The organism is Roseibium sp., from assembly GCF_965229775.1.
Classification (GTDB): Bacteria; Pseudomonadota; Alphaproteobacteria; order Rhizobiales; family Stappiaceae; genus Roseibium.
This window is the reverse complement of sequence record NZ_OZ245929.1, coordinates 6,040,651-6,066,475: the sequence shown is the minus strand read 5'-3', so window position 1 is coordinate 6,066,475 and position 25,825 is coordinate 6,040,651. Positions and strand designations below refer to the sequence as shown.

General features: G+C 60.4%; 25 protein-coding genes and 1 other RNA gene. 16 read left to right on the top strand and 10 right to left on the bottom strand.

The annotated features are described in order from the left end of the window. Positions 1-32 precede the first annotated feature (32 nt). Positions 33-3,824, top strand: coding sequence for an AsmA-like C-terminal region-containing protein (locus ACO07N_RS27690; protein ID WP_421984090.1), 3,792 nt, complete (start codon positions 33-35; stop codon positions 3,822-3,824). Positions 3,825-3,840: 16 nt separating this feature from the next. Here the strand turns inward: ACO07N_RS27690 and ACO07N_RS27685 are convergent, their stop codons facing one another. The 4 genes from ACO07N_RS27685 to ssrA form a co-directional block, all read right to left on the bottom strand. Next, complete coding sequence (locus ACO07N_RS27685; RefSeq protein ID WP_421984089.1) at positions 3,841-4,053, bottom strand: ribbon-helix-helix domain-containing protein; 213 nt, start codon at positions 4,051-4,053, stop codon at positions 3,841-3,843. A gap of 5 nt (positions 4,054-4,058) precedes the next feature. After that, positions 4,059-4,256, bottom strand: coding sequence for a DUF4169 family protein (locus ACO07N_RS27680; protein ID WP_421984088.1), 198 nt, complete (start codon positions 4,254-4,256; stop codon positions 4,059-4,061). 15 nt (positions 4,257-4,271) lie between these two features. After that, a complete protein-coding gene (locus ACO07N_RS27675; RefSeq protein WP_421984087.1) occupies positions 4,272-4,850 on the bottom strand; it encodes an SspB family protein in 579 nt (192 codons plus the stop codon). Between the two features lie 184 nt (positions 4,851-5,034). Further along, positions 5,035-5,406: a transfer-messenger RNA gene (ssrA, locus tag ACO07N_RS27670) on the bottom strand. Between the two features lie 158 nt (positions 5,407-5,564). Here ssrA and ACO07N_RS27665 point away from each other — a divergent pair. Further along, a complete protein-coding gene (locus ACO07N_RS27665) occupies positions 5,565-6,359 on the top strand; it encodes a thymidylate synthase (RefSeq protein ID WP_421984086.1) in 795 nt (264 codons plus the stop codon). Positions 6,360-7,723: 1,364 nt separating this feature from the next. Here ACO07N_RS27665 and ACO07N_RS27660 read toward each other — a convergent pair. Next, entirely contained in the window at positions 7,724-9,091 is a 1,368-nt protein-coding gene (locus ACO07N_RS27660; protein ID WP_421984085.1) for a multicopper oxidase family protein, read from the bottom strand. A 189-nt stretch (positions 9,092-9,280) separates the two neighbouring features. On the opposite strand from ACO07N_RS27660, the gene ACO07N_RS27655 reads away from it, so the two are divergent. Both ACO07N_RS27655 and ACO07N_RS27650 read left to right on the top strand, forming a co-directional pair. Beyond that, positions 9,281-10,354: a serine hydrolase domain-containing protein gene (locus tag ACO07N_RS27655; protein WP_421984084.1), complete on the top strand. Its 1,074-nt coding sequence runs from the start codon at positions 9,281-9,283 to the stop codon at positions 10,352-10,354. 228 nt (positions 10,355-10,582) lie between these two features. Next, positions 10,583-10,879: a GIY-YIG nuclease family protein gene (locus tag ACO07N_RS27650; RefSeq protein ID WP_421984083.1), complete on the top strand. Its 297-nt coding sequence runs from the start codon at positions 10,583-10,585 to the stop codon at positions 10,877-10,879. 180 nt (positions 10,880-11,059) lie between these two features. On the opposite strand, the gene ACO07N_RS27645 is transcribed toward ACO07N_RS27650, so the two are convergent. Then, positions 11,060-11,737 carry a DUF2461 domain-containing protein gene (locus ACO07N_RS27645; protein ID WP_421984082.1) on the bottom strand — a complete coding sequence of 226 codons (678 nt, stop codon included), beginning with the start codon at positions 11,735-11,737 and terminating at the stop codon, positions 11,060-11,062. Beyond that, positions 11,737-12,108, bottom strand: a complete 372-nt coding sequence (locus ACO07N_RS27640) for a TfoX/Sxy family protein (RefSeq protein WP_421984081.1) — start codon at positions 12,106-12,108, stop codon at positions 11,737-11,739. The genes ACO07N_RS27645 and ACO07N_RS27640 overlap by 1 nt, the downstream gene beginning before the upstream one ends. A 169-nt stretch (positions 12,109-12,277) precedes the next feature. Here ACO07N_RS27640 and ACO07N_RS27635 point away from each other — a divergent pair, with 169 nt between their 5' ends. The 6 genes from ACO07N_RS27635 to ACO07N_RS27610 all read left to right on the top strand — a co-directional run bounded on the left by ACO07N_RS27635 (position 12,278) and on the right by ACO07N_RS27610 (position 17,431). After that, entirely contained in the window at positions 12,278-12,799 is a 522-nt protein-coding gene (locus ACO07N_RS27635; RefSeq protein WP_421984080.1) for a dihydrofolate reductase, read from the top strand. An 8-nt stretch (positions 12,800-12,807) separates the two neighbouring features. Further along, positions 12,808-13,284, top strand: coding sequence for a GNAT family N-acetyltransferase (locus ACO07N_RS27630; protein WP_421984079.1), 477 nt, complete (start codon positions 12,808-12,810; stop codon positions 13,282-13,284). Between the two features lie 211 nt (positions 13,285-13,495). Next, a complete protein-coding gene (gene hflK / locus ACO07N_RS27625) occupies positions 13,496-14,692 on the top strand; it encodes an FtsH protease activity modulator HflK (protein ID WP_421984078.1) in 1,197 nt (398 codons plus the stop codon). 2 nt (positions 14,693-14,694) lie between these two features. Beyond that, positions 14,695-15,630: a protease modulator HflC gene (hflC, locus tag ACO07N_RS27620; RefSeq protein ID WP_421984077.1), complete on the top strand. Its 936-nt coding sequence runs from the start codon at positions 14,695-14,697 to the stop codon at positions 15,628-15,630. After that, on the top strand, positions 15,627-15,812 hold the full coding sequence (locus tag ACO07N_RS27615) for a DUF2065 domain-containing protein (RefSeq protein ID WP_421984076.1): 186 nt from the start codon (positions 15,627-15,629) through the stop codon (positions 15,810-15,812). The genes hflC and ACO07N_RS27615 overlap by 4 nt, the downstream gene beginning before the upstream one ends. Before the next feature lie 128 nt (positions 15,813-15,940). Beyond that, entirely contained in the window at positions 15,941-17,431 is a 1,491-nt protein-coding gene (locus ACO07N_RS27610) for a Do family serine endopeptidase (RefSeq protein ID WP_421984075.1), read from the top strand. 92 nt (positions 17,432-17,523) lie between these two features. Here ACO07N_RS27610 and serB read toward each other — a convergent pair whose 3' ends face one another. Then, the gene (gene serB, locus ACO07N_RS27605; RefSeq protein WP_421984074.1) at positions 17,524-18,423 is read right to left on the bottom strand and encodes a phosphoserine phosphatase SerB; all 900 of its coding nucleotides are present in this window, start codon (positions 18,421-18,423) and stop codon (positions 17,524-17,526) included. On the opposite strand from serB, the gene miaA reads away from it, so the two are divergent. From miaA to ACO07N_RS27590, 3 genes are all read left to right on the top strand, one after another. Beyond that, entirely contained in the window at positions 18,407-19,372 is a 966-nt protein-coding gene (miaA, locus tag ACO07N_RS27600) for a tRNA (adenosine(37)-N6)-dimethylallyltransferase MiaA (RefSeq protein ID WP_421984073.1), read from the top strand. The genes serB and miaA overlap by 17 nt on opposite strands. 213 nt (positions 19,373-19,585) lie before the next feature. After that, positions 19,586-20,128 (top strand): GNAT family N-acetyltransferase, encoded by a 543-nt coding sequence (locus ACO07N_RS27595; protein WP_421984072.1) that lies wholly within the window; start codon positions 19,586-19,588, stop codon positions 20,126-20,128. Between the two features lie 93 nt (positions 20,129-20,221). Next, the gene (locus tag ACO07N_RS27590) at positions 20,222-20,746 is read left to right on the top strand and encodes a GNAT family N-acetyltransferase (RefSeq protein ID WP_421984071.1); all 525 of its coding nucleotides are present in this window, start codon (positions 20,222-20,224) and stop codon (positions 20,744-20,746) included. Positions 20,747-20,831: 85 nt separating this feature from the next. Here the strand turns inward: ACO07N_RS27590 and ACO07N_RS27585 are convergent, their stop codons facing one another. Beyond that, entirely contained in the window at positions 20,832-21,407 is a 576-nt protein-coding gene (locus ACO07N_RS27585) for a TetR/AcrR family transcriptional regulator (RefSeq protein WP_421984070.1), read from the bottom strand. Positions 21,408-21,528: 121 nt separating this feature from the next. Between ACO07N_RS27585 and ACO07N_RS27580 the strand changes: the two genes are divergently transcribed. Together ACO07N_RS27580 and ACO07N_RS27575 are read left to right on the top strand one after the other, a co-directional pair. After that, a complete protein-coding gene (locus ACO07N_RS27580) occupies positions 21,529-21,945 on the top strand; it encodes a 4-oxalocrotonate tautomerase (RefSeq protein WP_421984069.1) in 417 nt (138 codons plus the stop codon). A 33-nt stretch (positions 21,946-21,978) separates the two neighbouring features. After that, positions 21,979-22,449 (top strand): hypothetical protein, encoded by a 471-nt coding sequence (locus ACO07N_RS27575; RefSeq protein WP_421984068.1) that lies wholly within the window; start codon positions 21,979-21,981, stop codon positions 22,447-22,449. A 156-nt stretch (positions 22,450-22,605) separates the two neighbouring features. Here the strand turns inward: ACO07N_RS27575 and ACO07N_RS27570 are convergent, their stop codons facing one another. Then, positions 22,606-24,162 (bottom strand): 2-isopropylmalate synthase, encoded by a 1,557-nt coding sequence (locus ACO07N_RS27570; protein WP_421984067.1) that lies wholly within the window; start codon positions 24,160-24,162, stop codon positions 22,606-22,608. 486 nt (positions 24,163-24,648) lie between these two features. Between ACO07N_RS27570 and ACO07N_RS27565 the strand changes: the two genes are divergently transcribed. Beyond that, positions 24,649-25,515, top strand: coding sequence for a delta-class carbonic anhydrase (locus tag ACO07N_RS27565; protein WP_421984066.1), 867 nt, complete (start codon positions 24,649-24,651; stop codon positions 25,513-25,515). Positions 25,516-25,825: the final 310 nt, after the last annotated feature.

Genomic DNA, 25,825 nt, shown 5'->3' with positions numbered 1-25,825 from the left:
TCACGTTGGGAATTTCCGTCATTCTGGTGCTCGTGGCAGCGCTGGTAGGGCCGTTTTTTATTGACTGGACTGTTTACCGATCCACGTTCGAAACCTATGCGGAGCGAGCGCTCGGGCACAAGGTCACCGTGCTCGGGGAAGCGGATCTGCGCCTTCTGCCCGCGCCGTCGCTCAGTTTTTCCGATGTGCGCGTCGGCGAAGCCGAGGATCCGCTCCTCGTCGTGTCGCAATTCAACGTCCGCATCGAGTTGCCGCCGCTTCTGAAAGGGGAAATCCGGGTCATCGACATGGAGCTGGACAGGCCCCATCTGGCCCTCTCGCTCGATGAAAGCGGCCGGCTGGACTGGCTGACGGCGCGCACGTCGGATGGCGCGCTGGCCAACCTTCCGCCCGAAGACGTTGCCTTTGAAAAAATCACCATTCGCGACGGTGCGCTTTCCATCGTCGATGCGCGGTCCGGAGAAACCCACCGGATCGACGACGGCAATCTTGCCGTCAGTGCCCGGTCTCTTGCCGGACCTTTCAAGGCAACCGGCAGCCTGACGCTCGAAGGCGCGCCCTATAACCTGACCATCGCCACGGGCCGCGCCCAGGAAGACTTCGGGATCCGGATCAAGGGCGAACTGACGCCGATCGACTGGGCGGTCAACTTCGCTTTTGACGGGATGTTGCAGCAAACAGATGCAGCCCCGGCGTTCGACGGCACCTTCAACATCGCTTCCATCGTGCTCGATGAAGACACCGGCAAGAGCTGGTCGTCCGAAGGCCGCTTCACGGCGGACATCGCCGAGGTGGCCGTGCCTGAATTCGAATTCAGATACGGACCGGAGGACAGGCGTCTCAGTGTCAGCGGCAGCGCCGATCTGGTCTATGCCGGTGACAAGCGATTTGAGGTTCGGGCGCGGTCAAAGCAGGTGGATCTCGACCGCCTCCTTGGCGGTGGCCCGCAGGACCCCGTGGAGATCAATTCAGCGGGTGGGCAGCTGATATCCGCGCTGCGCGCCGTGCCTCTGCCGCCCATTGACGGCGCGATTTCGCTTGATGTGCCCGCAGTTGTTGCCGGCGGCGGTATTATCCAGAATGTCCGGCTCGACCTGGAAACGATGCTGGGCGGCTGGCGGGTTGCGCGGCTTGCCGGCCGCTTGCCCGGGCGAACCCTGGTTGCGACCCAGGGAGATCTCGGTCTTGAGCCGGCAATGAGCTACCGCGGTGCCCTGTCCATAAGTTCCGATCAGCCCGGTTCCTTCCTGGGGTGGTGGCGGCAGAAGGAGGGCAGCGCCTCCGCCATGGAGCCGATTGCGCTTGAGGGACGGCTGAACCTTCGTCCGGAAGGCGCCGCGCTCAACAATCTGCGGCTTACGCTTGCCGGGTCGGAAGCACGGGGCGGTCTTGCCTACCGCAAGCCGCGGAGCGGTGCCGACGAATTTTCTCTGAACCTGGAAGCGGACAGGCTGGATCTCGACGCGATCGAGAACATCGCTGCCATCATGCGGCCCCAGGCGGACGCCGGCGGCGCATCCGCCAACACGCCCGACCTGAACGTTTCGGTGCGTCTGCGCGCCAAGGAAGTCGTCGCGCGCGGGGTCGACGGCAAGGGACTGGCCCTCGAAGCGGACTATGCAGACGGAGGGGTCCGGATCGACCGGCTCTTCGCAGAGGATCTTGCGGGCGCGCGCCTGGACGTGACGGGGGCAATTCAAAACCTCTTTTCCGCTCCTGAAGGTGCTATCGCCGGTGAACTGGAGGCACGGGACCTGTCCGGCCTGGTCGCGCTGGCGGGAAGCGTGTTTCCGGAAAGCGCCTTTGCAGGCCGTCTTGAGAAGGCAGCCGGCAGCCTGGTGCCGGCCAATTTCCAGGGCGAACTCAAGGCCGCGGCGCGTGGCGGCGAGACGGATATGACACTCACGCTCGACGGTTTTGCCGGTGGCGCGGAAGCGGCTTTCAGTGCCGGACTGAAAGGACGTGTCGACGACTGGCGTGACGCCGAACTGCAGCTTTCGGTCGGGCTCAAGGGACCGGATGGCGGCAAGCTGCTGCAGCAACTGGGTTTCGACATCATCCCCTTGAACGAAAATGACGGCGGACGGCTATATGTGATCGCGTCAGGGGTTCCATCGGAAAAGCTGACCGTTGAGGTCGATGCGACGATCGGGACGTCCGAGCTGTCGGCGGACGGCGCTCTGGTCATGGCGCGAAACACCGACACGGAGTTTGACGCTGCTGTCACGGCAAAGACCGATGACCTGGCGCCGCTTGCCTTGATGGCCGGCCGGGTTCTGCCCGTCATGACGGGCACCCTCCCGGCCGAAATCTCCTTCAATCTCGCGGGGCGCGGGAGCGAGCTTGAGATCAGCGATGCGACGGGGACTGTCGGCGAAACCACGTTCGAGGGCGCTCTGGCCGGTGATCTTGAACCAGCGCCGGGCGAACGCAATCGCCGTTTCAGCGGGCGTCTTGCGGCAAGTCAGGCGGACTTGACTGGCCTGACCGAACTGGTTCTGGGCCCCGATCAGTGGTTTGCGGCCGGTGACGGTTCCAGCATCTGGCCGACCGTACCGTTCGGCGCACCGCTTCTGGACCGGCTCGACGTGACGCTTCAGTTCGAAGCGGACCGCCTGATGCTGGATGAGGAGACTGAAATCTCCAACCCGCGCGCCGAAATGCGGCTCTCACCGGCACTGCTGCGCCTTGATGGCTTGAGCGGTGCGTTTGCCGGAGGCGGTCTGACCGGGAGCCTGTCGGTCCAGCGCTCGGATGCGGAGGCAGCGTTCTCCGGGCGGGTGAAGCTCGACCGCGCGGATATCCGCCAACTGGTCTGGAGACCGGACAACCGGGCGGTCGCGTCCGGAACGCTGGATCTGTTTCTTGAATTCGAAGGGGCAGGGCGGTCGATTTCCGCAATCGTTTCAGGTCTCAACGGTGGCGGTACGTTCTCAATGGAGGCGGGCGATTTCCGCGGTCTCAATCCGCAGGCCTTTCCGCTTGTCACGCGTGCGGCCGATGCCGGGCTTGAGCTTCAGGACGACCGGATCAGGGAGGTCTTCGTCAACCACATGAGCGCGGGCAGCCTGCCCTTCGACCGTGTTGACGGCACACTGACCCTTGTTGGTGGGCGGCTGAGTGCCCGCAATGTCGTGGTGGATTCCGCCCGTGCGGAAATCTTCGGCTCAGGCGAGGTCGATCTCAGATCCTACGATCTCGACGCTGACTTCTCGCTGAAGATCGATCCGGGAGAGGACGCGGTCACCGGCGCCGAACCCCAGGTGGGGCTGCTGTTCGAGGGGCCTGTCGATGCACCGGAACGGCGCGTCGATATTGCACCGTTCACCGCTTATCTCACCCTCCGCGCCTTCGAACAGGAGGTTGAGCGTGTGGAGAAACTCCAGGCGGAGATCCTGGAGCGGGACCGGCTGGTGCGCGAACTGAAACGTCAGAGGCAGGCGAGCGACCGGCGCGTGCGCGAAGCAGAGGCGGCAGCGCTTGCAGCCGAAGAACTCGAACGGCTGCGGCTCGAAGAAGAGGCAAGGGCGCTTGAAGAGCAATCTGAACAGCGGATCGAAGAGGAAGCCGGCCAGCCAAGCGCGCCCGCTCCCTTGCCGAGACAGCAGAGCAACCTTCAGCAGGACGGGGATGACGAAGCATTCGCGGAGCGGATAAGGGCGCTTCTGGGAGACGATGGCCCGCAGACAACGCAGTCCGTCCCCAGCACGGCGCCGCCTTCCAAGCCGGGCAGCAATCTGCCGCCGCTCGATCCGCCGGTTTCGATTGAAGACCTGATCACACAGGACGTCGGCGCACCGCTGGTGTTGCCTGGGGCTCAGTAGGCCGGAGGGACTTCCTTCAGGTCGCTCTCAGTTGCCGGAGAACCCAAAGCCTGACGGCTGAAGAAAGCGGATCGTCGGGATCGCGGCTGTCGTCTATTTCGGCGATCAGGCCGGCAAGCGACCGTTTCTCGGCCTGTGCGTGACCATCGACGACGTCCCAGAATTCGGGTTCGAGGGCCAGGCTTGTGCGGTGACCGTGAAGGGTCAGGGACCGTTTGACAAGCGGCATCAGGTTCAGGTGCCGTCGTCGCTGGAAGGGGAAAGCCGGTGACCGTCGACCTTCTTTTCCAGTTCGTCGCGCCGTCTGCGTGCAGCGTCCCGCTCAGCCTTTGTCCGGCCGAATTTCCGGCGATTGTCCTTGGCTTCCTTGTCCCTGGTCTCGCGCTGCTTCCGCTTGCGAGCCTGGCGCAGATTTACGATTTCCGCGCTCATTTGGGTCTCCGATCGTCAGGTCTTTTTCCGGAAGGCATCAAGGGATACGACTTCTCCGCCGCCATCACCCTCGGGTGCCTTGGCGGCCGGTTTCTCGGCATCGTCCTTTTCCGGTGGTGAGGCATCGGCCTCCTTGACGTCACCGGTTCCCCCGGTCGCGGTTTCGGACTGTTCCTGTTCGGCCTTTGCGAGTTCCTCGACGGCCTCGAGCAGTTCCTCGGGCAATTCTTCGGCTGTCTTGCCGGGATCAAATTCAAGCGCAAACTGGACGGATGGGTCGAAGAACCCCTTGATCGCCGAAAAGGGAACAAGAAGCTTTTCCGGCACGCCGCCGAAGGAGAGACCGACCTCAAAGGCATGTTCGCCGATCGCCAGATCCCAGAACTGGTGCTGCAGCACGATGGTCATTTCCTGCGGATAGCGTTCCTTCAGTCTCTGGGAGATGCGGACGCCCGGCGCATTCGTGTCGAAGGCGATGTAGAAATGATGCTCGCCCGGCAGTCCGGTGCGCCCGACCTCGGCCAGAATCTTCTTGACTGCGCCCCTGAGCGCGTCCTGGATCAAAATATCGTATCGCAGAAGGTCTTCAGACATCAGTTCTCGTCGAATCTTGCTTTGATTTGGTGCCTTATAACCCACATTGACGGCCCGGCGCCAAAAAGAAAAGCCAATTTTCCAAGTGATACCGGAATAATGCGTCTTTCCTGAGAAGGCCAAGTCAATGCATGCATAAAGCCGCGATTTGCGGGCTTTGCCTCAGGTTTTCAGGTGTCGGAAAGGTGAAGGCTTCTGTTGCCAGGTGCCTTCCAACCCCGCCTGCCGGTGCTAATCCAGCAGGGCTTTAAAGGACTACCGGCACTGCATTACGCAGCGACAGCGTTGTCCATAGCATAGTTGTCGTTTGCAACTATTAAGACAGCCCGATAACGGTGGTACAATGCCGAGCAAAAGCACAGTCTTTACGCCCTCGTCGATCCTATTTCGCCCCCGCCGAAACCCACGTGACTTCGGGTGGAATGCCCCGTGGGCTTGGGTGGAGGCGCCGGGTACCGCCCCCGGGTCCGATAGGTTTATTGCACTGACAGTTTATTGCCATAGCTGGCGAACCAGCCTGCCTGATATAAGTGTTTCAGCCCTGAATTGAAAGTGGTTTTGCGCTCGTAGCGCCGTTTCGCAGGTCCCGCCCGTTGCCTATCGTCCACAGCCTCGCCCCCGGGATCTGGGGAAAGTGCGGGGCAGGGGATGTGTTTTTCGCAGAATCTGCGAAGTTAGCCTGTCCACTCAAATCCGCGTCCGAAAGGCGTTGCCGTGCAGCAATATCTCGACCTCCTGACGAAAATTCTGGATGAGGGCGTCGACAGGGGCGATCGCACCGGAACAGGCACACGGTCGGTCTTCGGGTACCAGATGCGGTTTGATCTCGCCGACGGCTTTCCCGTGGTCACAACCAAGAAGCTGCACCTCAGGTCAATCATTCACGAACTGCTCTGGTTTCTCGCGGGCGATACCAACATTCGCTATCTCAACGAGAACGGCGTGAAGATCTGGGATGACTGGGCGGACGAGACCGGTGAACTCGGTCCGGTTTACGGCTACCAGTGGCGGTCATGGCCTGCGCCGGACGGCCGGTCGATCGACCAGATCGAGAAACTGCTTGAGATGATCCGTAAGAGCCCGGAGAGCCGGCGGCTGATCGTGTCGGCCTGGAACCCGGCACTGGTCGACGAGATGGCGCTGCCGCCGTGCCACTCCCTGTTCCAGTTCTATGTCGCGGAGGGCAAGCTCTCCTGTCAGCTCTATCAGCGGTCCGCGGACGTGTTCCTCGGTGTGCCCTTCAACATCGCCTCCTATGCCCTCCTGACCATGATGGTGGCGCAGGTCACCGGCCTGAAACCGGGTGATTTCGTGCACACGCTCGGCGATGCGCACCTTTATTCCAACCATTTCGATCAGGCGCGCGAACAGCTCACCCGCGCCCCGCGCGCCCTGCCGCAGATGAAGATCAATCCGGACGTCACGGATCTGTTCGCGTTCAAGTTCGAGGATTTCGAGCTGGTCGGCTACGACCCGCACCCGCATATCGCGGCACCGATCGCGGTGTGATCGTTTCGACTCTTCCGAATTCCGTAAATCTTCGAACACATGGAGTACTGGGTCCCGGTCTTGCCGCTTGCGCAGCAAACCGGGATGACAAATCCAGGGAACAAGTTCACATCCAGACCTGGCGGCGGCCGGAATTATGCTGCTTTGTCTACGGCACAAGTTCGGCAATCCTTTCCTACCCGGTGATGCCATGGCTTGACCATGGCATCCACGCCGTTTCGTTTCTGAAACTTGAGGCGGTGGAGAGGTCTCGGCATGGATTGCAGGGTCAAGCCCTGCAATGACGACGGTTGGTGAGGCCATCTCAGGTCAGGAGACTTGTCATTCCGGCTGAAGCGCAGCGGAAGGCCGGAACCCAGTAACCACCTGTTTCTCCTTCTTCTGAGAACCGCCGGCCACATGGAGTACTGGGTCCCGGTCTTGCTGCTTGCGCAGCAAACCGGGATGACAAATCCAGGGAACAAGTTCACATCCAGACCTGGCGGCGGCCGGAATTATGCTGCTTTGTCTACGGCACAAGTTCGGCAATCCTTTCCTACCCGGTGATGCCATGGCTTGACCATGGCATCCACGCCGTTTCGTTTCTGAAACTTGAGGCGGTGGAGAAGTCTCGGCATGGATTGCAGGGTCAAGCCCTGCAATGACACTGGTTGGTGAGGCCATCTCAGGGCAGGAGACTTGTCATTCCGGCTGAAGCGCAGCGGAAGGCCGGAACCCAGTAACCACCTGTTTCTCCTTCTTCTGAGAACCGCCGGCCACATGGAGTACTGGGTCCCGGTCTTGCTGCTTGCGCAGCAAACCGGGATGACAAATCCAGGGAACAAGTTCACATCCAGACCTGGCGGCGGCCGGAATTATGCTGCTTTGTCTACGGCACAAGTTCGGCAATCCTTTCCTACCCGGTGATGCCATGGCTTGACCATGGCATCCACGCCGTTTCGTTTCTGAAACTTGAGGCGGTGGAGAAGTCTCGGCATGGATTGCAGGGTCAAGCCCTGCAATGACACTGGTTGGTGAGGCCATCTCAGGGCAGGAGACTTGTCATTCCGGCTGAAGCGCAGCGGAAGGCCGGAACCCAGTAACCACCTGTTTCTCCTTCTTCTGAGAACCGCCGGCCACATGGAGTACTGGGTCCCGGTCTTGCCGCTTGCGCAGCAAACCGGGATGACAAATCCAGGGAACAAGTTCACATCCAGACATGGCGGCGGCCGGAATTATGCTGCTTTGTCTACGGCACAAGTTCGGCAATCCTTTCCAACCAGGTCATGCCATGGCTTGACGGCTGCTGGATTTTTGAGGCGCGTGAAACCGCAGCCGGTTCACAAAAGCAGAACACGCGCCATCGGGTCTCCGGTACCGGCCGTTCACACCACCTCAAACCAGGTCATCATGCCCGAGGCCGCGTGGCCGAGCATGTGGCAGTGGATCAGCCACTTGCCGGGATTGTCGGCGACGAACGCGATCTTGACCGTCTCTTGAGGCTGCGTCGTGAAGGTGTCGCGCCAGTCCTGGTGTTTCAGCGGCTCTCCGTCCTTTTCCAGCAGGCGGAAGTGATGCCCGTGAATGTGCATCGCATGCGGGAAGCCGGTGTCGTTCCGGCTTTCCAGAACGATTGTCTCGCCGCGCCTTGCATTGAACATCGGCTCGCCCTGCATGCCGGCGACCCCGTTGAAGGTCCAGAACTGGCCGTCCTGCACCATCTTGCGCACCTCGTCTTCCGACCGGTCCTCCATCAGGGCGCGCATTCCACCCATGGCGCCGCCCTGCATGACGAGCGGCAGTTCGAGCGCGTCGGCAAGATCCGGCTCCGGCAACCGGTTGACCGGGGGAAGCGAGAGTGGACCGTCCCGCCCACCTCCATCGGAGACCTGGAAGTTGGCAAACGCGAAGGGCTGTCCGGTCATCATTTCGAGAGGAAAAGTTCCGGGTTCCGTTGGCTGCACGGCAAGATCCATGCGCTGTGCCGGAGCCAGCTGTACAATCCCCGAGACCTCCCGCGGTTCGCTCAAGGTCTGGCCGTCCAGCGCGATCAGTTTCGCGCCCATGCGCTCCGGGGCGAGGTCGAGGATCCGCGAGGCGGACACGTTGATGAGGCGCAACCTGTGCCAGCGGCCCTTTTGCAACGGAATATCCGGCAGGGAAACGCCATTGACCGTCAGCCAGTTGCCCAGGCGTCCCGCATGCGAAAAGTCGTGCCGTGCGCCAAAGCTGGCCGTGTCGAGTACGCCGTTCTCGTCCAGGCGCCAGTCGCTCAGCACGAGACTGATGTCGGCGTCACCGGAGAAGAGGTTGTCGTGGTCCTCGACGATGAGTGGCCCGGAGAGACCGCGCGGAACCTGGTTCCAGCTCATGTTGTGGGCGTGGTACCAGTAGGTTCCGGCGTCCGGTGCAACAAAATCGTAGTCGAAGCTTTCGCCAGGTCCGACGGCCGGTTGCGTAACGCCTGCCACGCCATCCATCGCATTGTCGATACGGATGCCGTGCCAGTGGATCGAGGTCGGTTCGTCGAGCTCGTTGATGAAGCGAACCCTGACCCGTTCCCCCTGTTTCACCCGGATTTCCGGTCCCGGCAGGCGATCGTTGTAGAGCCACAGCGGAGAGGCGCCGCCCTTGTCGCCATAAAGGCGCGCTTCGCCGGCTGCGGCTCTCAGCTCAAGGAAATCGTCCGATGTCTTTGCAAGTGTCAGCTTCGGAAAAGCTGCAATCGCGCTGCCCGCCAGCGTGGTTTTCAAGAATGACCTGCGATCCAAATCCGTCTCCGGGTTGCCTGATCAGGGAGGAGTTCGTGTGGTGATATGATGTTTCCAGCAGCTGGAAGGTCAAGTCCGGGAGACTGATTAGAAGTCAGACGCAAAAATGTGCGCTTTCTTGTGTACACTTTCGGTTGCGCTCATCGGCATCTTCCCATCAGGACAAAGCTCATGATCTCTCACGACGATGCAATCTCCCTGTCGCCTCACGCGGTTGCCGCCGAAGACAACGGGTTCGATCCGATGATCGGCCGCAAGCTGGTTGCCGGCGTGGAATCGGGCCTCTTGCGGCACCTGCATGTCGTGCTTGCCGAGCGGGGCGGCGAGACTATTCTGGAAAGTTACGGGAGCGGACCGGACGAGGATTGGGGCCGGCCAATCGGTGACGTGGACTTCGGACCCGACACGCTGCATGACCTCAGGTCGATCACCAAAAGCCTGGTCAGCCTTCTCTACGGTATCGCGCTGGAGAAGGGGCTTGTGCCGCGCATCGACACGCCGATCCTGAGCGAATTTGCCGACTATCCGGACCTTTCCGCGGACCCGGCCCGGATGGAACGGACCATCGAGCATGCGCTGACGATGAGCCTCGGCATGGAATGGGACGAGACGAAGCCCTATACGGACCCGGAAAACAGCGAAATCGCGATGGAGCTCGCCGCGGATCGCTACCGCTACATACTGGAGAGAAATCTCGTGTCGGAGCCCGGAACGCGCTGGATCTACAGCGGCGGAGCCACGGCTCTGGTCGGCAGGATCATCGAAAAGGGCACAGGGCAAACGCTGCCGGATTTCGCAAAAGATGTCCTGTTCGATCCGCTCGGCATCAAGACGTTCAAGTGGTCCGCGGGCAAGGATGGCACCCATTCGTCCGCTTCGGGCGTCCGGCTGACCGCGCCAGATCTTCTGAAAATCGGCCGTCTCGTGCTCAATGACGGCGTCTGGGACGGGCGCAGCATTGTTCCCGAAGCCTGGCTCCGGGCGTCGCTCCGTCCCGTTCTGGCGACCGGTGAAGGCGTCGACTACGGCTATTTCTGGTTTTGCGGAAAGGCTCAGAACGCGGCGCTTGGCGGCCCGGTGCCCTGGTTCGGTGGCTTCGGCAATGGCGGCCAGAGGTTGTTCGTCTGCCCGAAGGCCGACGTAGCCGCAGTGATCTATTCCGGCAACTACAACAACTGGATGGCCTGGATCCCGCCCACCAGGGTCTGGCTGGAAATCATCCTCGCCAACCTGCAGAAGGCTTGAGGGGCGGGCAGGTTCTGGGTTCTACCGAGTGTGCAGCCCATCCTTCGAGACGGACCTGACGGTCCTCCTCAGGATGAGGTGCTATTTTGTTGCTGATGCAGCAGAGTTTGTCGATACACGACCTCATCCTGAGGAAGGCCGCAGGCCTGTCTCGAAGGATGAGCTGCTTGTTGACATCTTCAATTCCAGATAGTTTTATCTTTGTAATGCAATCAGAAATGAAAGTGCATGGCGGCAATCGTTTATATTCTCAGGTGTTCGGACGGCAGCTACTACACGGGCATCACCCAAAAAGATCTTGAAAGCCGGGTCAGTGAACATCAGCAGGGCATTCACGACGGCTACACAGCCCGACACAGGCCGGTCACCCTGGTATTCAACTGCGTTTTCGACAGGATTACCGATGCAATTGCCTGCGAACGCCAGATAAAAGGTTGGCGGCGTGAGAAAAAGGAAGCGCTCATCCGCGGCGATTATGAGCTGCTTCCCGAATTGGCTGCTCGAAGAGGAAAGACGCAACGCTAGGCAAGCGGCCCATCCTTCGAGACAGCGCTAACGCGCTTCCTCAGGATGAGGTTTTCGCGGGGTGAAGCCGCAGAAGTGGCAGCTAATTCAGACCCTCATCCTGAGGAGGACCGTCAGGTCCGTCTCGAAGGGTGGGCCACGCGTGAGGTCGCGTCAGCAAGGCCGCTGGGCTCCACCTGATCACGAGGCCTTGGAAAGGTCCAGGAGCCAGGTCCAGAAGGCCAGTGTGGGTTTCCAGGCGTCGACGAGGAAGGTTGCGGCCTTGTCGCCCGTGGCGGGAGCCGTGTCCGCGATCGTCGTCCAGACGGCAAGGCCCTTGTGGCGGGCGAGGTCGGCGTGTTCATGGTCCTTCGGAAACCCGCGCGGTGGCTTGGCGAGATCCGGCGCGGACCTTTCGAACCCGATTTCCTCCAGGTCTGACAGGAGGCCGGCAATTTCGCCGCCGCCGCTTTCAAGGGCGTGGAGATAGGAGCCGAGAGCTGCCTTGGAGAACGCCATGCAGCCGGTTCCGAGGCGGATGTGGCCCGGTTCGAAGGATACGAAAAAGCTTGGCGGTTGCGCATCCCTGCCTTCGAACGCCTTGCCCTTCGGCCAGAAAGCCATCCGGATGTGTGCGTTGTAAGGCGTCTTGTCCTTTGAAAACCTCAGATCCCGGTTGATCCGGAACTGCTTGGAGGCGGTTTCAAGACCGGTCAGCGCGGACAGCCTCTCGGCGAGATCGGCGCGCAGGGCATCGGCGGGTTTCTTCACGGCCCGCTGATAGTCCGGCTTGTGGGCGTCGAACCATTCCTTCGAATTGTTGGCCTTCAGATCGGCCAGAAACGCAAATGTCTCGGGCGAAAAACCTTGTGACGGCATCAGGCTCTCCTCCCGGCGGGCTTCTGTTTCGGTTTGGGTGCCTTGGCGGGCAGAGAGCAGACATAGGCGCGCGCCATGTCGACCCAGAACTTCAGGTCGTTGTCGCTCTCAATGCCATCCGGGTCGACCTTGATGAAACCGGGCATAGGCCGTCCGGCCGGTTTGCAGGGCGAGGCATTCGGCCTGGCGAGGGCCTCGGCTTCCTGCTCCTTGCCCACACGCGCCATCAGTCCGCGCTTTGATGCGCACACAAGCATGTTGCCGTTGACCATGAAGCAGGTGGAGCCGAACATCTTTTTCTGTTCGACATTCTTGTCCGGGATCAGGGCCCGGGTGCGTTCGATCAATACGGTTTCCATCAGTTCTGACATTTGAAGCTTCCTGTCCTTTTGGGTCCGTACCCTTGAGTTTCTCACCGAGGACGCGCGCGGACCGTGATATCCGACAGGCCCTGGAAAAGAGAGCGCGAAAAACTCTCCGCGTGCTGCGATTTATGCTAGGAGGCGCACTTGGAAAAGGAAACGGGATTCGGAGACCCACTTGCCTGACCTGGTTCTCATTGCAGCCGTTGCCCGGAACGGTGTCATCGGCGCGGACAACGACATGCCCTGGCAGCTGTCGTCCGACCTGAAGCATTTCAAGCGCCTCACGCTCGGAAAACCAGTGATCATGGGGCGCAAGACATTTGTGTCCTTTGGCGGGCGTCCCTTGCCGGGGCGTCCCCACGTGGTGATCTCGCGCGATCCAGACTACGCACCCGAGGGCGTCGACACGGCGACATCCTGGCCGATGGCGCTTGAAACGGCGGAAAGGCGTGCCGATGAACTTGGAGTGGACGAGATCTTCTGCATCGGTGGCGGCCAGATCTACGGACAGGCGATCGGCGAGGCGGCCCGGTTGGAGATAACCGAAGTCGATGCGGAACCGGTCGGTGACACGCGTTTCCCGTCAATAGACCCTGCGGCCTGGGAAGAGGTGAACCGGGTCCCCGGAGAGCGCACGGACAAAGACAGTGCCGGCTTCACCTTCGTGACCTATCGCCGCATATCCGGCGCAAACTGAGTATCACAATGGAATTCGAAACGACCCAGAGCGCAAGATGGTGCCGGTTGCAGCAGATGTCGCCACTCGATGTGCATGACCTGCTCAAGCTCCGGCAGGATGTCTTTGTCATCGAACAGACCTCGCTTTATCCGGACATTGACGGCAAGGATCCGGAGGCGCTGCACCTGCTCGTGCGTGACGGGTCCTCCAACGCGCTGATCGGGACCGTTCGTGTCACGGAAGATGTTCAAGCCGGAACGGCGAGGATCGGACGGGTGGTCATCGCGCCGTCGGCGCGTGGAACGGGACTTGGCCGGAAACTGATGCTTGCGGGGATCGAAAAAGTCGAGGAAATCCTGCCCTCGGGTGTCATCGATCTGTCTGCGCAGGCGCATCTGGAGAGCTTCTACCGGTCGCTGGGCTTTGAGACTGTTTCGGAGGAATATCTCGAAGACGGCATTCCACATGTCGACATGACCCGCAGGTGCGGCGCGGGCAATTAACCCTTCGCCCAGATCTTTCGGCAGCAACGACTTGACACCGCCACAATTGCGCACCACCTGCGGCACGGGAAAACACATGGGTTTTACGCGGAAAGTATGCCGGTCTTCGCATTGAAAGCATCCGGTAACCTCCCTATAACCAACGGTGAGTCAGAACGGGTGAAAGCCCATGTCCGGCGGCTGACGCCGGAGTTCACAGAAGGAAGTCTTGATGCCTTGGAGCAATCAGTCAGGCGGCGGTGGCCCCTGGAAGGGTGGCGGAAACAATGGCGGCCCATGGGGCGGCGGCGGCGGCGGTAACAACAACGGCCCCTGGGTCGGTGGCCCGAACCGGGGCGGAGGCGGCGGCGGCAACCCGCCAGACCTTGAAGAGCTGCTGAAAAAGACCCAGGACCGCATGAAGACCGTGCTTCCGGGCGGCGGCGGTGGCGGCATCGGTTTTGCGGGCGTCCTGATCGTGATCGGCATCGGCATTGTCGGCTGGCTGGCCACGGGCATCTACACGGTCGACGAAGGCGAGCGCGGCGTCGAGCTGGTGCTCGGTGACGTTGTCGGGATTACCTCTCCGGGTCTGAACTACAATCTTCCTTACCCGATTGGTGACGTTTACAAGCCGGCGGTCGAACTCCAGCGTGAAACCACGGTCGGCGTGGACGAGACTTTCTCCACGTCCGGTGCGGTGCGCGCGCGCGACATTCCCGAGGAAAGCCTGATGCTGACGGGCGATGAAAACATCGTCGACGTGGGCTTCAAGGTGCTGTGGCGTGTCAAGAACACGACCGACGGGATCACCGACTATTTGTTCAACATCCAGGAACCGGCAGCCACGGTGAAAGCGGTCGCGGAAAGCGCGATGCGTGAAGTCGTCGGCGGGTCCAACATCGACTCGATCCTGACCGAAAACCGCGTCTCCATCCAGAACGACGTTGCCACGCTGATGCAGTCGACACTCGACGCCTACCGTGCCGGCGTCGAAATCTCGGAAGTGCAGATGCAGCGGGTTGACCCGCCGGCACAGGTCATTGAGGCGTTCCGTGACGTTCAGGCGGCCCGGGCCGACCAGGAGCGTATCCGAAACGAGGCGGAAGCTTACGCCAACAGGATCGTTCCCGAAGCCCGCGGTCAGGCTGCGCGCGTTCTGGAACAGGCAAACGGTTACAAGGATCAGACCATCGCGGAAGCGACCGGTCAGTCGCAGCGTTTCAGCAAGATCTACGAGGAATACCAGAAGGCTCCCGACGTGACGCGTGAGCGTCTCTATCTGGAGACCCTGGAAAAGGTCCTCGGATCCAACAACAAGATCATCATCGACAGTGAATCCTCAGGCTCCGGCGTACTGCCGTTCCTGCCGCTGAACGAGTTGAACAGAGGCGGCAGTGCGCCCGCCACGCGGACAGGAGGTAACTGATCATGCGTAGCGGTATCATTGTAATTGTCCTCGCCGTCGTTGCCGTTGTCGGCTACCTGTCGGTCTATGTCGTCAATCCGACCCAGCAGGCGCTTGTCCTGCGCTTCGGTCAGATCACGGAAGCTCCGAAGACCGAGCCCGGTCTCTATTTCAAGATCCCGTTCGTTCAGAACGTTGTCTACCTGGACAAGCGTATCCTGAACCTGAACATGCCGCCGCTCGAGCCGATTTCCTCGGACAAGAAGCGGTTGATTGTGGATGCGTTCGCACGCTACCGGATTTCCGATCCGGTCCTGTTCTACCAGCGTGTCCAGAACGTACTGACGGCCAACCGGCGTCTGTCGACGCTGCTGCAGTCCTCGCTTCGTTCCGAGGTCGGCCGGACCAGCTTCGTGGCGCTGGTGCGTGACGACCGTTCCGGCGTGATGGAAAATATCCGCCGCGACGTCAGTGCGAACGCGGAAGAACTCGGGATCGAGGTGATCGACGTGAAGATCCGCCGCGCGGACCTTCCCGATGCCAACTCGCAGGCGATTTATGCCCGCATGCAGACGGAACGTCAGCGGGAAGCGACGGAAATCCGCGCGCAGGGTGAAGAGCAATCCCGCCGTATCCGCTCGCGTGCCGATCGTGATGCGACCGTCATCGAAGCTGAAGCCAACCGGGATGCGGAAATCATCCGCGGTGACGGCGATGCGGAACGGAACCGGATCTTCGCGGAAGCCTTCGGTGCCGATCCGGAGTTCTTCGCCTTCTACCGGTCCATGCAGGCCTATGAAGCCGGCTTGCAGTCGGGTGATACCAGCCTTGTGCTGTCTCCCGATTCCAGCTTCTTCCGGTTCTTCAAGGACCCGACGGGCGTGAACGCGCCGGCCGGAAGCGGTGACGACGGCGGGACAGGGATCTCGACCCGGTCGCCCTCTCTCGCCGCGCAATGAATGACTTTGTAACCGCGCTTGGCCTGGTTCTGGTTATCGAAGGCGTTCTTTATGCGCTCATGCCCGGCGGCATGAAGAGCATGATGCGGAGCGCTCTGGAAACATCGGATCAGACCTTGCGCGTTGCAGGCATTGTCGTGGCCGTTCTGGGCCTCATATTTGTGTGGATCATACGCGGATAACGAAAAGTTTCCGGGCGGGAGGGGCAAAAATCTCCCGCCCGTTCTATATTCTGGACTAAACATCGTTAGAAGCTCCGGCTGTCTTCATGGTCAGGCAGCTGTACCGGAAGGGATGAGGAGAAAGCCCTATGGCTCCAAATTTTGTTCGCCGTCGCATGTCCCGGATCGCGTTTGCCGCGGCGGGTCTCGTGCTTGGCGGAATGATCGCGTTTCAGCCCGTTCAGACCGCGCAGGCGCAGGGACCGGTGTCGGTCGCGGACCTCGCGGAGAATCTCGCGGACGCGGTCGTCAACATCTCAACCGCCCAGACCGTACAGGGTCGCAGGTCGGTGCCGATGCCACAGGTGCCGGACGGATCTCCGTTCCAGGAGTTCTTCGAGGAATTCTTCAATCGGCAGAACCGGGACAACGAACAGGCGCCGCGCCGGGTCCAGTCGCTCGGCTCCGGGTTCGTGATCGACGGGACCGAAGGCATCATCATCACCAACAATCACGTGATTGAAGGTGCCGACGAGATCACCGCCAACTTCAATGACGGCACCGCACTGCGGGCAGAGATCATCGGAACGGACGAGAAGACCGACCTGGCCGTGCTCAAGGTTGAGCCGGAAACCCCGTTGAAAGCCGTCGATTTCGGCAATTCCGACACGATCCGCGTCGGTGACTGGGTGATGGCGATCGGCAACCCGTTCGGCCTCGGCGGTACGGTGACCGTCGGGATCGTTTCCGCGCGGAACCGGGACATCAATTCCGGCCCTTACGACAACTTCATCCAGACCGATGCTTCCATCAACCGCGGGAACTCGGGTGGCCCGCTGTTCGACATGCAGGGCAACGTGATCGGCATCAACACCGCGATCATTTCGCCGTCCGGCGGTTCCATCGGGATCGGCTTCGCCATCCCGGCAAAGACCGCCATGCGGGTCATCGACCAGTTGCGCGAGTTCGGTGAAACCCGGCGCGGCTGGCTGGGCGTCCGCATTCAGGAAGTCACAGACGAAATCGCCGAAAGCCTGGCCATGAACGAGGCAATGGGGGCGCTGGTGGCCGGCGTCACCGAGGACGGTCCCGCGGCAAAGGCGAAAATCGAGGCCGGTGACGTCATCATCAAGTTCGACGGCAATGAAGTTGAGGAAATGCGTGAATTGCCGCGCATGGTGGCTGAAACCGCGATCGGCAAAGAAGTCGAGGTTGTCGTCCTGCGCAAGGGCGAGGAAGTCACGATCAACGTGATCCTCGAGCGCCTGGAAGAAAGCACGCCGACACAGGCAAGCGTCACGGAAGACGAAGAGCCGGCCGAGGAACCTGCAGCCAAAAGCGAGGTTCTGGGAATGATGCTGGCCGAGTTGGACGACGCGCTGCGCGAGCAGTTTTCCATCGATGCCGATGTGACCGGTGTTGTGGTGACCGAAGTCCTGCCGGACACGTCGGCTGCAGAAAAACGGATTACCGCCGGCGATGTGATCAAGGAAGTCGCGCAGGAACCGGTCGAAACACCGGCTGACGTCGCATCGGAGATCGGCAAGCTGAAGGATGACGGACGGCGTTCCGCTCTTCTGCTTCTGTCAAACCCCACGGGTGATGTTCGTTTCGTACCGGTGCGGATCGAAGACGAATAGAGCCTGACGGTTTTGGAAAGAGAAAGGGCGCCCGCTGAGGCGCCCTTTTGTTTCCGGCACTTGCCGCTAGTGCAAGGGCGGATCCGGTTCGTTCAGCTGAGAACGAAGTCCTTTTCCGCGTAGCCCTGCAGGTACAGGAGCGCTGTCAGGTCACCGTGGTCAACCCGGAAATCGGCGGCCTCGGCGACGGCGGGTTTGGCGCGATAGGCAACACCGGCACCGGCACGCTCGATCATCGCGAGATCGTTTGCCCCGTCGCCAACCGCGAGCGTCTCGCTGAATTCGATGGACTTGTCGGCAACAAGTTCTTCCAGGCGTTCGCGCTTGGCATCGCGTCCGAGAATGGGTTCGGCGACCTTGCCGGTCAGTTTGCCGTTTTCCTCAAGGAGCGTGTTTGCCTGGTTCTCGTCGAAGCCGATCATGGCGGCGACGGACCTGGTAAAGTGCGTGAAGCCGCCTGACACGAGCGCACAATAAGCGCCGTTTGCCTTCATCGTCTGAACCAATGTCCGGCCACCTGGCATCAGCACGATCCTGTTGCTGAGCACGGTATCGATCGCGGAAACGGAGAGACCTGCAAGCAGGCCGACCCTTTCACGCAAGGCAGGCTCGAAATCGATCTCGCCCCGCATGGCGCGCTCGGTGATCCCGGAAATCTTTTTTTTCAGCCCGAGTTCCGCCGCCAGTTCGTCGATGCACTCCTGACGGATCATCGTGGAATCCATGTCGGCGATCAAAAGGCGCTTGCGGCGATCCGTTTCTGGCTGCACAAAGACGTCGACCGGCGCCGCGCCGATGACAGTTCGTATTCTGGATTCGGCGGCGGCAATCGCGGTTGCGTCGGCGGCCTCAAAGTGGATGTCGGCCGCGACACCGGGGCTCAGGACCGTCTCGGCCGTTGTCTGTCCCAGCGCCTTCGAGGCCCGGCGGACAAGATCCTGATCGACAGCCGGGGCCGTCGGGGTAGACACCAAAGTGGCAACAAAAGACATGGACGCATCCCTGGAACGCAAAAGCAAACAGCCTGGCAACGGCCGCGCCATCCTGATAGCCGGACCGACCGCGAGCGGCAAGTCCGCTTTCGCGCTCAAAGTCGCGGCGGAGTGCAATGGCGTGATTGTCAATGCGGATTCCATGCAGCTCTACGAAGATCTGCGCCTTGTGAGCGCTCGCCCGAGCGCGGAAGAAGAGAAGATGGTGCCGCATCGGCTCTACGGCATCCTGCCTGCGTCGACGGCTTTCTCGACCGGGGCCTGGCTGCGTCTCGCTGCGGACGAGATCACCGGGCTGAGAGCCGAAGGCAAGGTGCCTGTCGTCGTCGGTGGAACCGGGCTTTACTTCAAGGGGCTGACCGAGGGCTTCGCGGATATGCCCGAAATACCCGAGGCGGTTCGCCGGGAGGCCCGCGCGCTTGGTGACCGCGAAGGTGTGGAAGGATTGCGCAATGCCCTGATACGGGAAGGGGACCGGGAGGCTGCGGCAGCCCTCAACGACCCGCAGCGTCTTTCCAGGGCACTGGAGGTGATCGTCGCGACCGGCAAACCGCTGAGCGCGTGGCAGGTGTCCGCCCAGACTGCGCCGTTTCTTGCCAGGGACGAGTGCGTCAGGGTCGTTCTGGCGCCACCACGCCCCTGGCTGCATGAGCGCATCGAGCAGCGTGCCCGCCTCATGCTGAGCGATGAGGGAATCGGTGAAGTCCGAACGCTATTGGCGAAGGGATTGTCACCGGAATTGCCTGCCATGCGGGCGATCGGCGTGGGCGAGATTCGAGACTTCCTGTCCGGAGAGACGGGTTTTGAAGAAACCGTCCACAGGCTCACTGTTGCGACGCGGCAATACGCCAAGCGTCAGGAAACCTGGTTCCGCAACCAGATGCCGGACTGGCAACGAGTTGATCCATCGCAGGGAATCGGGGCAGATGAGATCATTGCGCAGCCATAATTTAACCTAGTCAACTTAAAGGCGGTGCGCTGCAGCATGGAGTTTTACGGTAACCTGTTGGGAATACGCATATATTTTTGCCCTTTTTGACCTTATACTTTTGTATGCCTTCGAGTTGGCACAATTCAGGGTTAGGCGTCCGGCATTCGTTTCCGGAAGTTTCTTCGCCCTGGCAGGAAACCGCTTGACAAGATCTGATCTCAGAGGAGGACCATGGTGCAGACGATTATTCTCGAATGCGGCTCAGTGCGGCTTGTTCCCTTCTCCCCGTCCGATATTAATCTCGTCAAAAACCTTCGCTCCGACCTCTTTGGAAATCGTTATACGGAATTCTCGACAGGGTCCCTGTCCGCCGACGCCGCCGAACTTGTCCGTTCTGCGCTTCAGAACCAGGCTGAACTCGGGTTTGCCAAGTGGAAGGCCGTTGCAGAAGATGGGCGCTTCCTTGGATGGGCGGGCTTCACGCCGGTAAGCGAAACTTCCGAGATCAGTCTGAACTACTGCCTTTCCAACGAGATTCTCGATCTGGACGGCACGATCGCAAAACGGCTCTGTACGGCATTGACCGGCTGGTTCTTCGAAAACACCTATTTCTCACATCTTGTTGCAGTCGTGCGGACCGACAACAGGGCCATGCGTGATGTGGTGCAGGATGTCGGCTTCAATCATCGTGAAAGCAAGAAGATCGAAGGCATGCAGGCCGACGTCTTCCAGCTCTTCAGCCCGTCGATGCAATCCTACCTCATGAGTGCCTGACGGGTACGGAACGCTTCCGTCCGCAGGCCGGTATTAATCAGCCCACAGCGCACTATATCCGAGTGTGCACTGCCTCCAACCGGACTGACCGTCTTGTCAGACATCATTCTTGAAACGGAACGTCTCCGGCTCGCGCCGTTCGAATTGGCGGATTTTCCCTCTCTGCTGGAGCACCATTCCGATCCGGACGTGAACCGCTACCATTCACCCGGTCCGCGGCCAATGACCCGCGAAGAGGTGAAGACCCGGCTGCTTGAATTCATCGACCGAAATGACGGTTCAGGCTTTGGCCGGCGCAAGCTGATCACACGCACGGGCGAATATGTCGGCCGCGCCGGCATAGACTGGATGAGCGATCCCGACGGGTATGAACTTGCCTACAGCCTCAAACGCTCCGCCTGGGGCAAAGGCTACGCCTCGGAGATTGCCGGAGCGCTGACGCGCTGGTTTTTCGAAAACTCGGACAGCAGCTTCCTGATCGCTTATGCGCATGCTGATCACCATGCGTCGCAGCACGTGATGAAAAAGACAGGCTTCAGGCACTGGTTCGACAGGGAAAAACACGGTGTTCCGTGCTCGTTTTACCGGATCGAGCGGGTTGATCTGGAGCCCTGTTGAACAAGCGCTTGAAAGCTGAAGTGGTTCCTGATTGAGACGCTTCGCTTGAACAAGGGGTGTCCGGCGCTCGTGATCTGCAATCGCCTTACCCTGCAATGGCGAGCGCTGCACGGCGTGCGGCATCGGCGACGGCTTCCGCTGATTTCTCGTCTGCCATGGCCCGGGCCGTCGTGAGGGCTCCGATGAGAATACTCAAGAAAGCCCATGCCTTTTGAAGGCGCTCCGCCTCGTTGCTACCCTCCAATCCGCTGCCAACGAGCCGCGCGATCGTCTGCATTTTTTTCTCATAAAGTTCGCGGGTTTCAACGCTTGACCTGACAACGTCAGGTGACAGGGCGGTCATGGCACAGCCGCAGGCGAGGTCCTTGCGATGCGCGCTCCCCAGATAGTACTGCACAAAGGCTTCCGGCCAGTCCTTTCCAAAACGGTTCTGATAGTCCGGAACCGCCTCGATCACTTCATCGAGACCCAGCTTGAGCGCCGCCAGAAAAGCACCATCCTTCGATCCCAGGTGGGCGTAGAAAGCCCCGGAGGTGGCCCCGGCTTCATTTGCAATCCCGTCGACACCAACACCAGCAAAACCCTTGGCGCGAAAGGAGCGGCTTGCCGCCGCTATCAGTGCCTTCTGGGTCTCGGCTTTTCTAGCTTGTTGTTTTGCCATCACTTCTCTCATTTAATATAGCGATCGCTATATAACATTGACAAAATAACGATCGTTACATAAATAGGGTCTGTCAAAAAATATAACGAACGTTATATTAATGAGAAGAAAGGAAACAATCATGCCACTTGCATTGAGCTACACGGAAGGTGTGCTGACACCGGAGGCAGGTTTGCGCGCGGGGCGAAAGATCACCGAGGCCTTCCTTAAATGGCACGGCCTTGCAGACAACAGTGCGATGTCTTCAAACGTCACCATGCAGATCCAGTCCCTTCCAAAAACGGGCGCCTTGTCCGGCGGTAAGCCGGTCGAAGCAGTCTGGCTGGAGTGCAAAACGCCGTCCTTCGCTTTTGCGGACCGTGAAGTCCAGGTGGGTTTTTTCAAGGAAGCGACGGAAATCATCTCTGATGAGGCGCGAGGCAATGTGCCCCGCGAGCGCATTTTTTCCAACGTCGTGCACACCGTGGACGGGACCTGGAATTTCGACGGCAAGGCCATGACCAACGCACAACTGAACGCGGAGATCGCCCGGGGTTGATCCCCTTGCGGCATAGAGCAGGAAACCATTGATATGAAACTTGTACGCAAATCCCTGGCGACCGTGGGCCTGATCTTGTTGGCGTCGACCGCTCAGGCCGAGGAGTGTCTGGATATGGGCGGTGTGGCGATTCCGAACTTCTTCTCTGAAGGGAGGGGGCAACCCGTGATCATATCCGCGACCCTGATGGGCACGGTGACAAATGCCGCCGGCAAGATCCTGTCGCAGCGTGTCACGGAAACAGGTCTGGAAATGGAACTGGAGCATTACTTCGGCCGGTCGGACGGGGGTGCCATTTTTACCAAGGACACCGGTGTGCTGACGGAAGTCCCTGGAAGGCCGGGCCGCTACATGATCGAGATCACGTATGATGTTCAAGAGGACATGGGCCGGGGAACACTCGCCGACTATAGCGGCACCTTCAAGAGCTATGGCCTCGTCGATCTGAGAGATCCCTACGACCTTCAGGGGCTCGTGCGGTACTCAGGCAAGCTCTGTAAATAGACAAGAAAGGGAAGGCATCGGCTTCGCCGGACAGGGCAATTGTCTTCAGCGTTCCCGAGCCGATGCGGACCCTTTCACCTTGGAAAAAAAAACCGCCCCGGTCCCTGGACCGGGGCGGTTTGACTTGATGTTGCCGGTAGCGCTGCGCGTTAAGACTCAAACAGCCTGCAGCGCTCCGGGGTTGCCGGTCTGCTGACGCAAGGCCAGCTTGTTCATGGCGGAGACATAGGCCCGGGCGGAGGCAACCAGCGTGTCGGTGTCCGCGCCCTTGCCGGTGGCAATCCGGCCCTCGGCTTCCAGCCGTACGGAGACTTCCGCCTGCGCGTCGGTTCCTTCCGTGACCGCATGGACCTGATAGAGCGACAGCGTCGCCTCGTGGGGCACGATCGCCTTGATTGCATTGAACGTCGCGTCCACGGGACCGTCTCCGGTGGCTTCCTTGGTGATGTGCTGACCGTTGACATCCATGGTCAGGATCGCCTTCTGAGGACCGCCGGTGCCGGCGATCACCGTCAGGGCTATCACCTTGGTGCTTTCGCCCAGGATGTTGATTTCATCCTCGACCAGCGCCTCGATGTCCTCGTCATAGACATGCTTCTTGCGGTCGGCGAGATCCTTGAAGCGGCGGAAGGCGTCCTGCAGGGCGTTGTCACCCAATTCGAAGCCCAACTCGCGCAACTTGTCGCGGAAGGCATGGCGGCCTGAATGCTTGCCCATGACCAGCGACGTTGCTTTGACGCCGACATCCTCCGGACGCATGATCTCGTAGGTTTCGGCGTTTTTCAGCATGCCGTCCTGGTGAATGCCGCTCTCGTGAGCAAAGGCGTTCTTGCCGACGATCGCCTTGTTGTACTGGACGGCAAAACCCGATGCACCGGCAACCATCTTCGACGCGCGCACCATGAACTGCGGGTCGATCTGGGTGGTGTAGCGCAGGATGTCGCCGCGGGTGCGGATCGCCATGACGATCTCTTCCAGGGCCGCATTGCCGGCCCGCTCGCCCAGTCCGTTGATGGTGCATTCAATCTGCCGCGCGCCACCGGCGACGCCGGCCAGGGAGTTCGCGACCGCCAGGCCCAGATCATCGTGACAATGGACGGAGAAGACGGCCTGATCGCTGTTCGGCACACGCTCACGGATCTCTACGAACATCGCCTTGTATTCGTCAGGCGTGGCGTAGCCGACCGTATCGGGCAGGTTGATCGTCGTCGCGCCGCACTTGATCGCGGCTTCCACGCAGCGGCACAGGTAATCGATCGGTGTGCGGGTGGCATCCATGGCCGACCATTCGACGTCGTCGATCAGGTTCCGGGACCTGGTTACCGTGTCCGTGATGATATCCATCACCTCGTCCTGCGACTTGTTCATCTGGAACTTCAGATGGATCGGCGAGGTGGACACGAAGGTGTGGATGCGGCCCTTGTCGGCATGTTTGACCGCTTCGCCGCACCGGTCGATATCGGCATGGATGGCGCGGGCCAGACCTGCGATCACCGAGTTCTTGGACCGCTTGGCGATTTCGCTGACGGCTTCGAAGTCGCCGTTCGAGGCGATCGGAAAACCGGCTTCGATGATGTCCACGCCCATGTCGTCGAGGATCTCCGCGATCTGCAGCTTTTCCTCCAGCGTCATGGAGGCGCCCGGCGACTGCTCGCCATCGCGCAAGGTGGTGTCGAAGATGCGGATATGGTCCGTCTCTTGGGTGGCAGTCATGTCATTTCGTCCCTGGCTTGGATCGGCGGTTCCAAATGGCTCTTGCAGGTTTGAACACGGGCGCGATCCGGAATTCGTAAGGCGGTGATTTGAAGTCTCTCCCCTAAGTGCCCGTTCCGCTCGTTCAAAACACGGATCAGCCGACGCTCAGGGGCATCTAAGAAGGAGGAGATCGCCAAGTAGAATGAGGCCGCCGCGCTCAATCAGCGCGTCGAAGCTAGAACCGGTGATGTCGCGTTGCGCGATCATGGGTCTTAACGGGGCCTTCGGTCGTTACAGCGTTTTAGCCACCCAGCCTGACGGAAAAGCGTGAGCAGGTGGTTAACGGGATCGTTCTTACGGCAGGTCGAAGCCGGTTGCAAGATGTTATGGGTATTTGAAGGCCGTGGCCTTCGTTTCAGCGCCAGCGCCGCAACTTGGTAATTGGAATTTTCGTCACTGGCAATTATAACTAGATTCGTGTGGGGGACATTGAAAGGTGTCCTTATGAAGATATCCCATGCCACGATGGCGGCACTCGTTTGCGCGTGCGCCATCACCAACGGTGCAACAGCTTCCGAAGGCGGCAGCGCCGCAGCTTCCAACGAGGTCATCGCGCATCAGCGACAGGCACTGGCCGAGAAAACCAGCGGTGCCGGGTTCGGACCCCAGTCTCCGCGCGACATCGGTGCCGTTGACGGGGCCAATCCGAGATTGTTCGTTGCCGCGCCGCCCAGGGCGCATATGAATCTCTGCAACATTCACTTTCACGAAAGCGCGGAACACCGGGGCGGCGAATTCACGACCTATGCCGGCAACGGCGACGGACACGGCTACGGGACCGGTTACAAGTACAACGGTGCCCTGAGCGATGCCGAACTTGAACCGCTTGACTACAAGGTCGGGTCCAGTGATCACGGCGACCTGGAGCCGGGCGATACGATCGAGGTTCACTATGTCTTCACGACCGCAAAGGTCGATCCGGGCCCGACACTTGGCTCCTGCCTGAGCGAAGCGGTCAATAACCCGCAGCTGCGCGTCGAGGCGCAGGTTTATGTCCTGGTCAACGATGATCAGGCGCTCGACTTCGTCAAGCTCACCGCGGTGGGTGTCGTGGACGGTTTTCATCAGGCGCCGAACATTCCGTCCGACACGGGCGCGCCTGTGCAGTATGCCGGGTCAACGACAGGGCCGGGGTATAACGAAAAAGGATCACCCTTCCAGGTGACTTGGAGCGTGAGACCGAAGGTCGCCAAAGTGTCCATCGCCTCCGTGGACTACTGGCTGAGTGGAAACATCTTCAACGAGGAATACGCGCATGGCGTCAGGAACCTCGTGCGCAATCCGGACCTGCTCAGCGTCATAGAAAAATAGTCTGCGGTCGCTAGGGTACGGCCTCATTTTTGAGGCCGTACCCTAGGCATGGCGGCTTCGCTTTCAGGAGCGAAGCCGATCACTTTTTGAGCGCGATCTTCTCCCATGCTGCCGTCTCCCGAGGCGGCAGAACCGGATCTTTCGAATGAGGCCACGGCAGGTTTTCGGTCATGAACCCGATCGGCTTGTCCTTGCCGGCCGGAATGGAAGCCTTGCACGAATAACGGAGCGGGGAGAGCTTTACGAAATGCGCGGGTACCGCATGCATGACGGCGGGGCAAACGCCCGGCAGCTTCCCGCCTGTTAACGG

Excerpts from the sequence above, each read along its gene's own strand:
- ACO07N_RS27685 (WP_421984089.1), bottom strand. The coding sequence starts at position 4,053 with ATGCCGCTTGTCAAACGGTCCCTGACCCTTCACGGTCACCGCACAAGC.
- ACO07N_RS27680 (WP_421984088.1), bottom strand. The coding sequence starts at position 4,256 with ATGAGCGCGGAAATCGTAAATCTGCGCCAGGCTCGCAAGCGGAAGCAG.
- ACO07N_RS27675 (WP_421984087.1), bottom strand. The coding sequence starts at position 4,850 with ATGTCTGAAGACCTTCTGCGATACGATATTTTGATCCAGGACGCGCTC.
- ACO07N_RS27655 (WP_421984084.1), top strand. The coding sequence starts at position 9,281 with ATGATCTCTCACGACGATGCAATCTCCCTGTCGCCTCACGCGGTTGCC.
- ACO07N_RS27650 (WP_421984083.1), top strand. The coding sequence starts at position 10,583 with ATGGCGGCAATCGTTTATATTCTCAGGTGTTCGGACGGCAGCTACTAC.
- ACO07N_RS27645 (WP_421984082.1), bottom strand. The coding sequence starts at position 11,737 with ATGCCGTCACAAGGTTTTTCGCCCGAGACATTTGCGTTTCTGGCCGAT.
- ACO07N_RS27640 (WP_421984081.1), bottom strand. The coding sequence starts at position 12,108 with ATGTCAGAACTGATGGAAACCGTATTGATCGAACGCACCCGGGCCCTG.
- ACO07N_RS27630 (WP_421984079.1), top strand. The coding sequence starts at position 12,808 with ATGGAATTCGAAACGACCCAGAGCGCAAGATGGTGCCGGTTGCAGCAG.
- hflK (WP_421984078.1), top strand. The coding sequence starts at position 13,496 with ATGCCTTGGAGCAATCAGTCAGGCGGCGGTGGCCCCTGGAAGGGTGGC.
- hflC (WP_421984077.1), top strand. The coding sequence starts at position 14,695 with ATGCGTAGCGGTATCATTGTAATTGTCCTCGCCGTCGTTGCCGTTGTC.
- ACO07N_RS27615 (WP_421984076.1), top strand. The coding sequence starts at position 15,627 with ATGAATGACTTTGTAACCGCGCTTGGCCTGGTTCTGGTTATCGAAGGC.
- ACO07N_RS27610 (WP_421984075.1), top strand. The coding sequence starts at position 15,941 with ATGGCTCCAAATTTTGTTCGCCGTCGCATGTCCCGGATCGCGTTTGCC.
- serB (WP_421984074.1), bottom strand. The coding sequence starts at position 18,423 with ATGTCTTTTGTTGCCACTTTGGTGTCTACCCCGACGGCCCCGGCTGTC.
- ACO07N_RS27595 (WP_421984072.1), top strand. The coding sequence starts at position 19,586 with ATGGTGCAGACGATTATTCTCGAATGCGGCTCAGTGCGGCTTGTTCCC.
- ACO07N_RS27585 (WP_421984070.1), bottom strand. The coding sequence starts at position 21,407 with ATGGCAAAACAACAAGCTAGAAAAGCCGAGACCCAGAAGGCACTGATA.
- ACO07N_RS27580 (WP_421984069.1), top strand. The coding sequence starts at position 21,529 with ATGCCACTTGCATTGAGCTACACGGAAGGTGTGCTGACACCGGAGGCA.
- ACO07N_RS27575 (WP_421984068.1), top strand. The coding sequence starts at position 21,979 with ATGAAACTTGTACGCAAATCCCTGGCGACCGTGGGCCTGATCTTGTTG.
- ACO07N_RS27570 (WP_421984067.1), bottom strand. The coding sequence starts at position 24,162 with ATGACTGCCACCCAAGAGACGGACCATATCCGCATCTTCGACACCACC.
- ACO07N_RS27565 (WP_421984066.1), top strand. The coding sequence starts at position 24,649 with ATGAAGATATCCCATGCCACGATGGCGGCACTCGTTTGCGCGTGCGCC.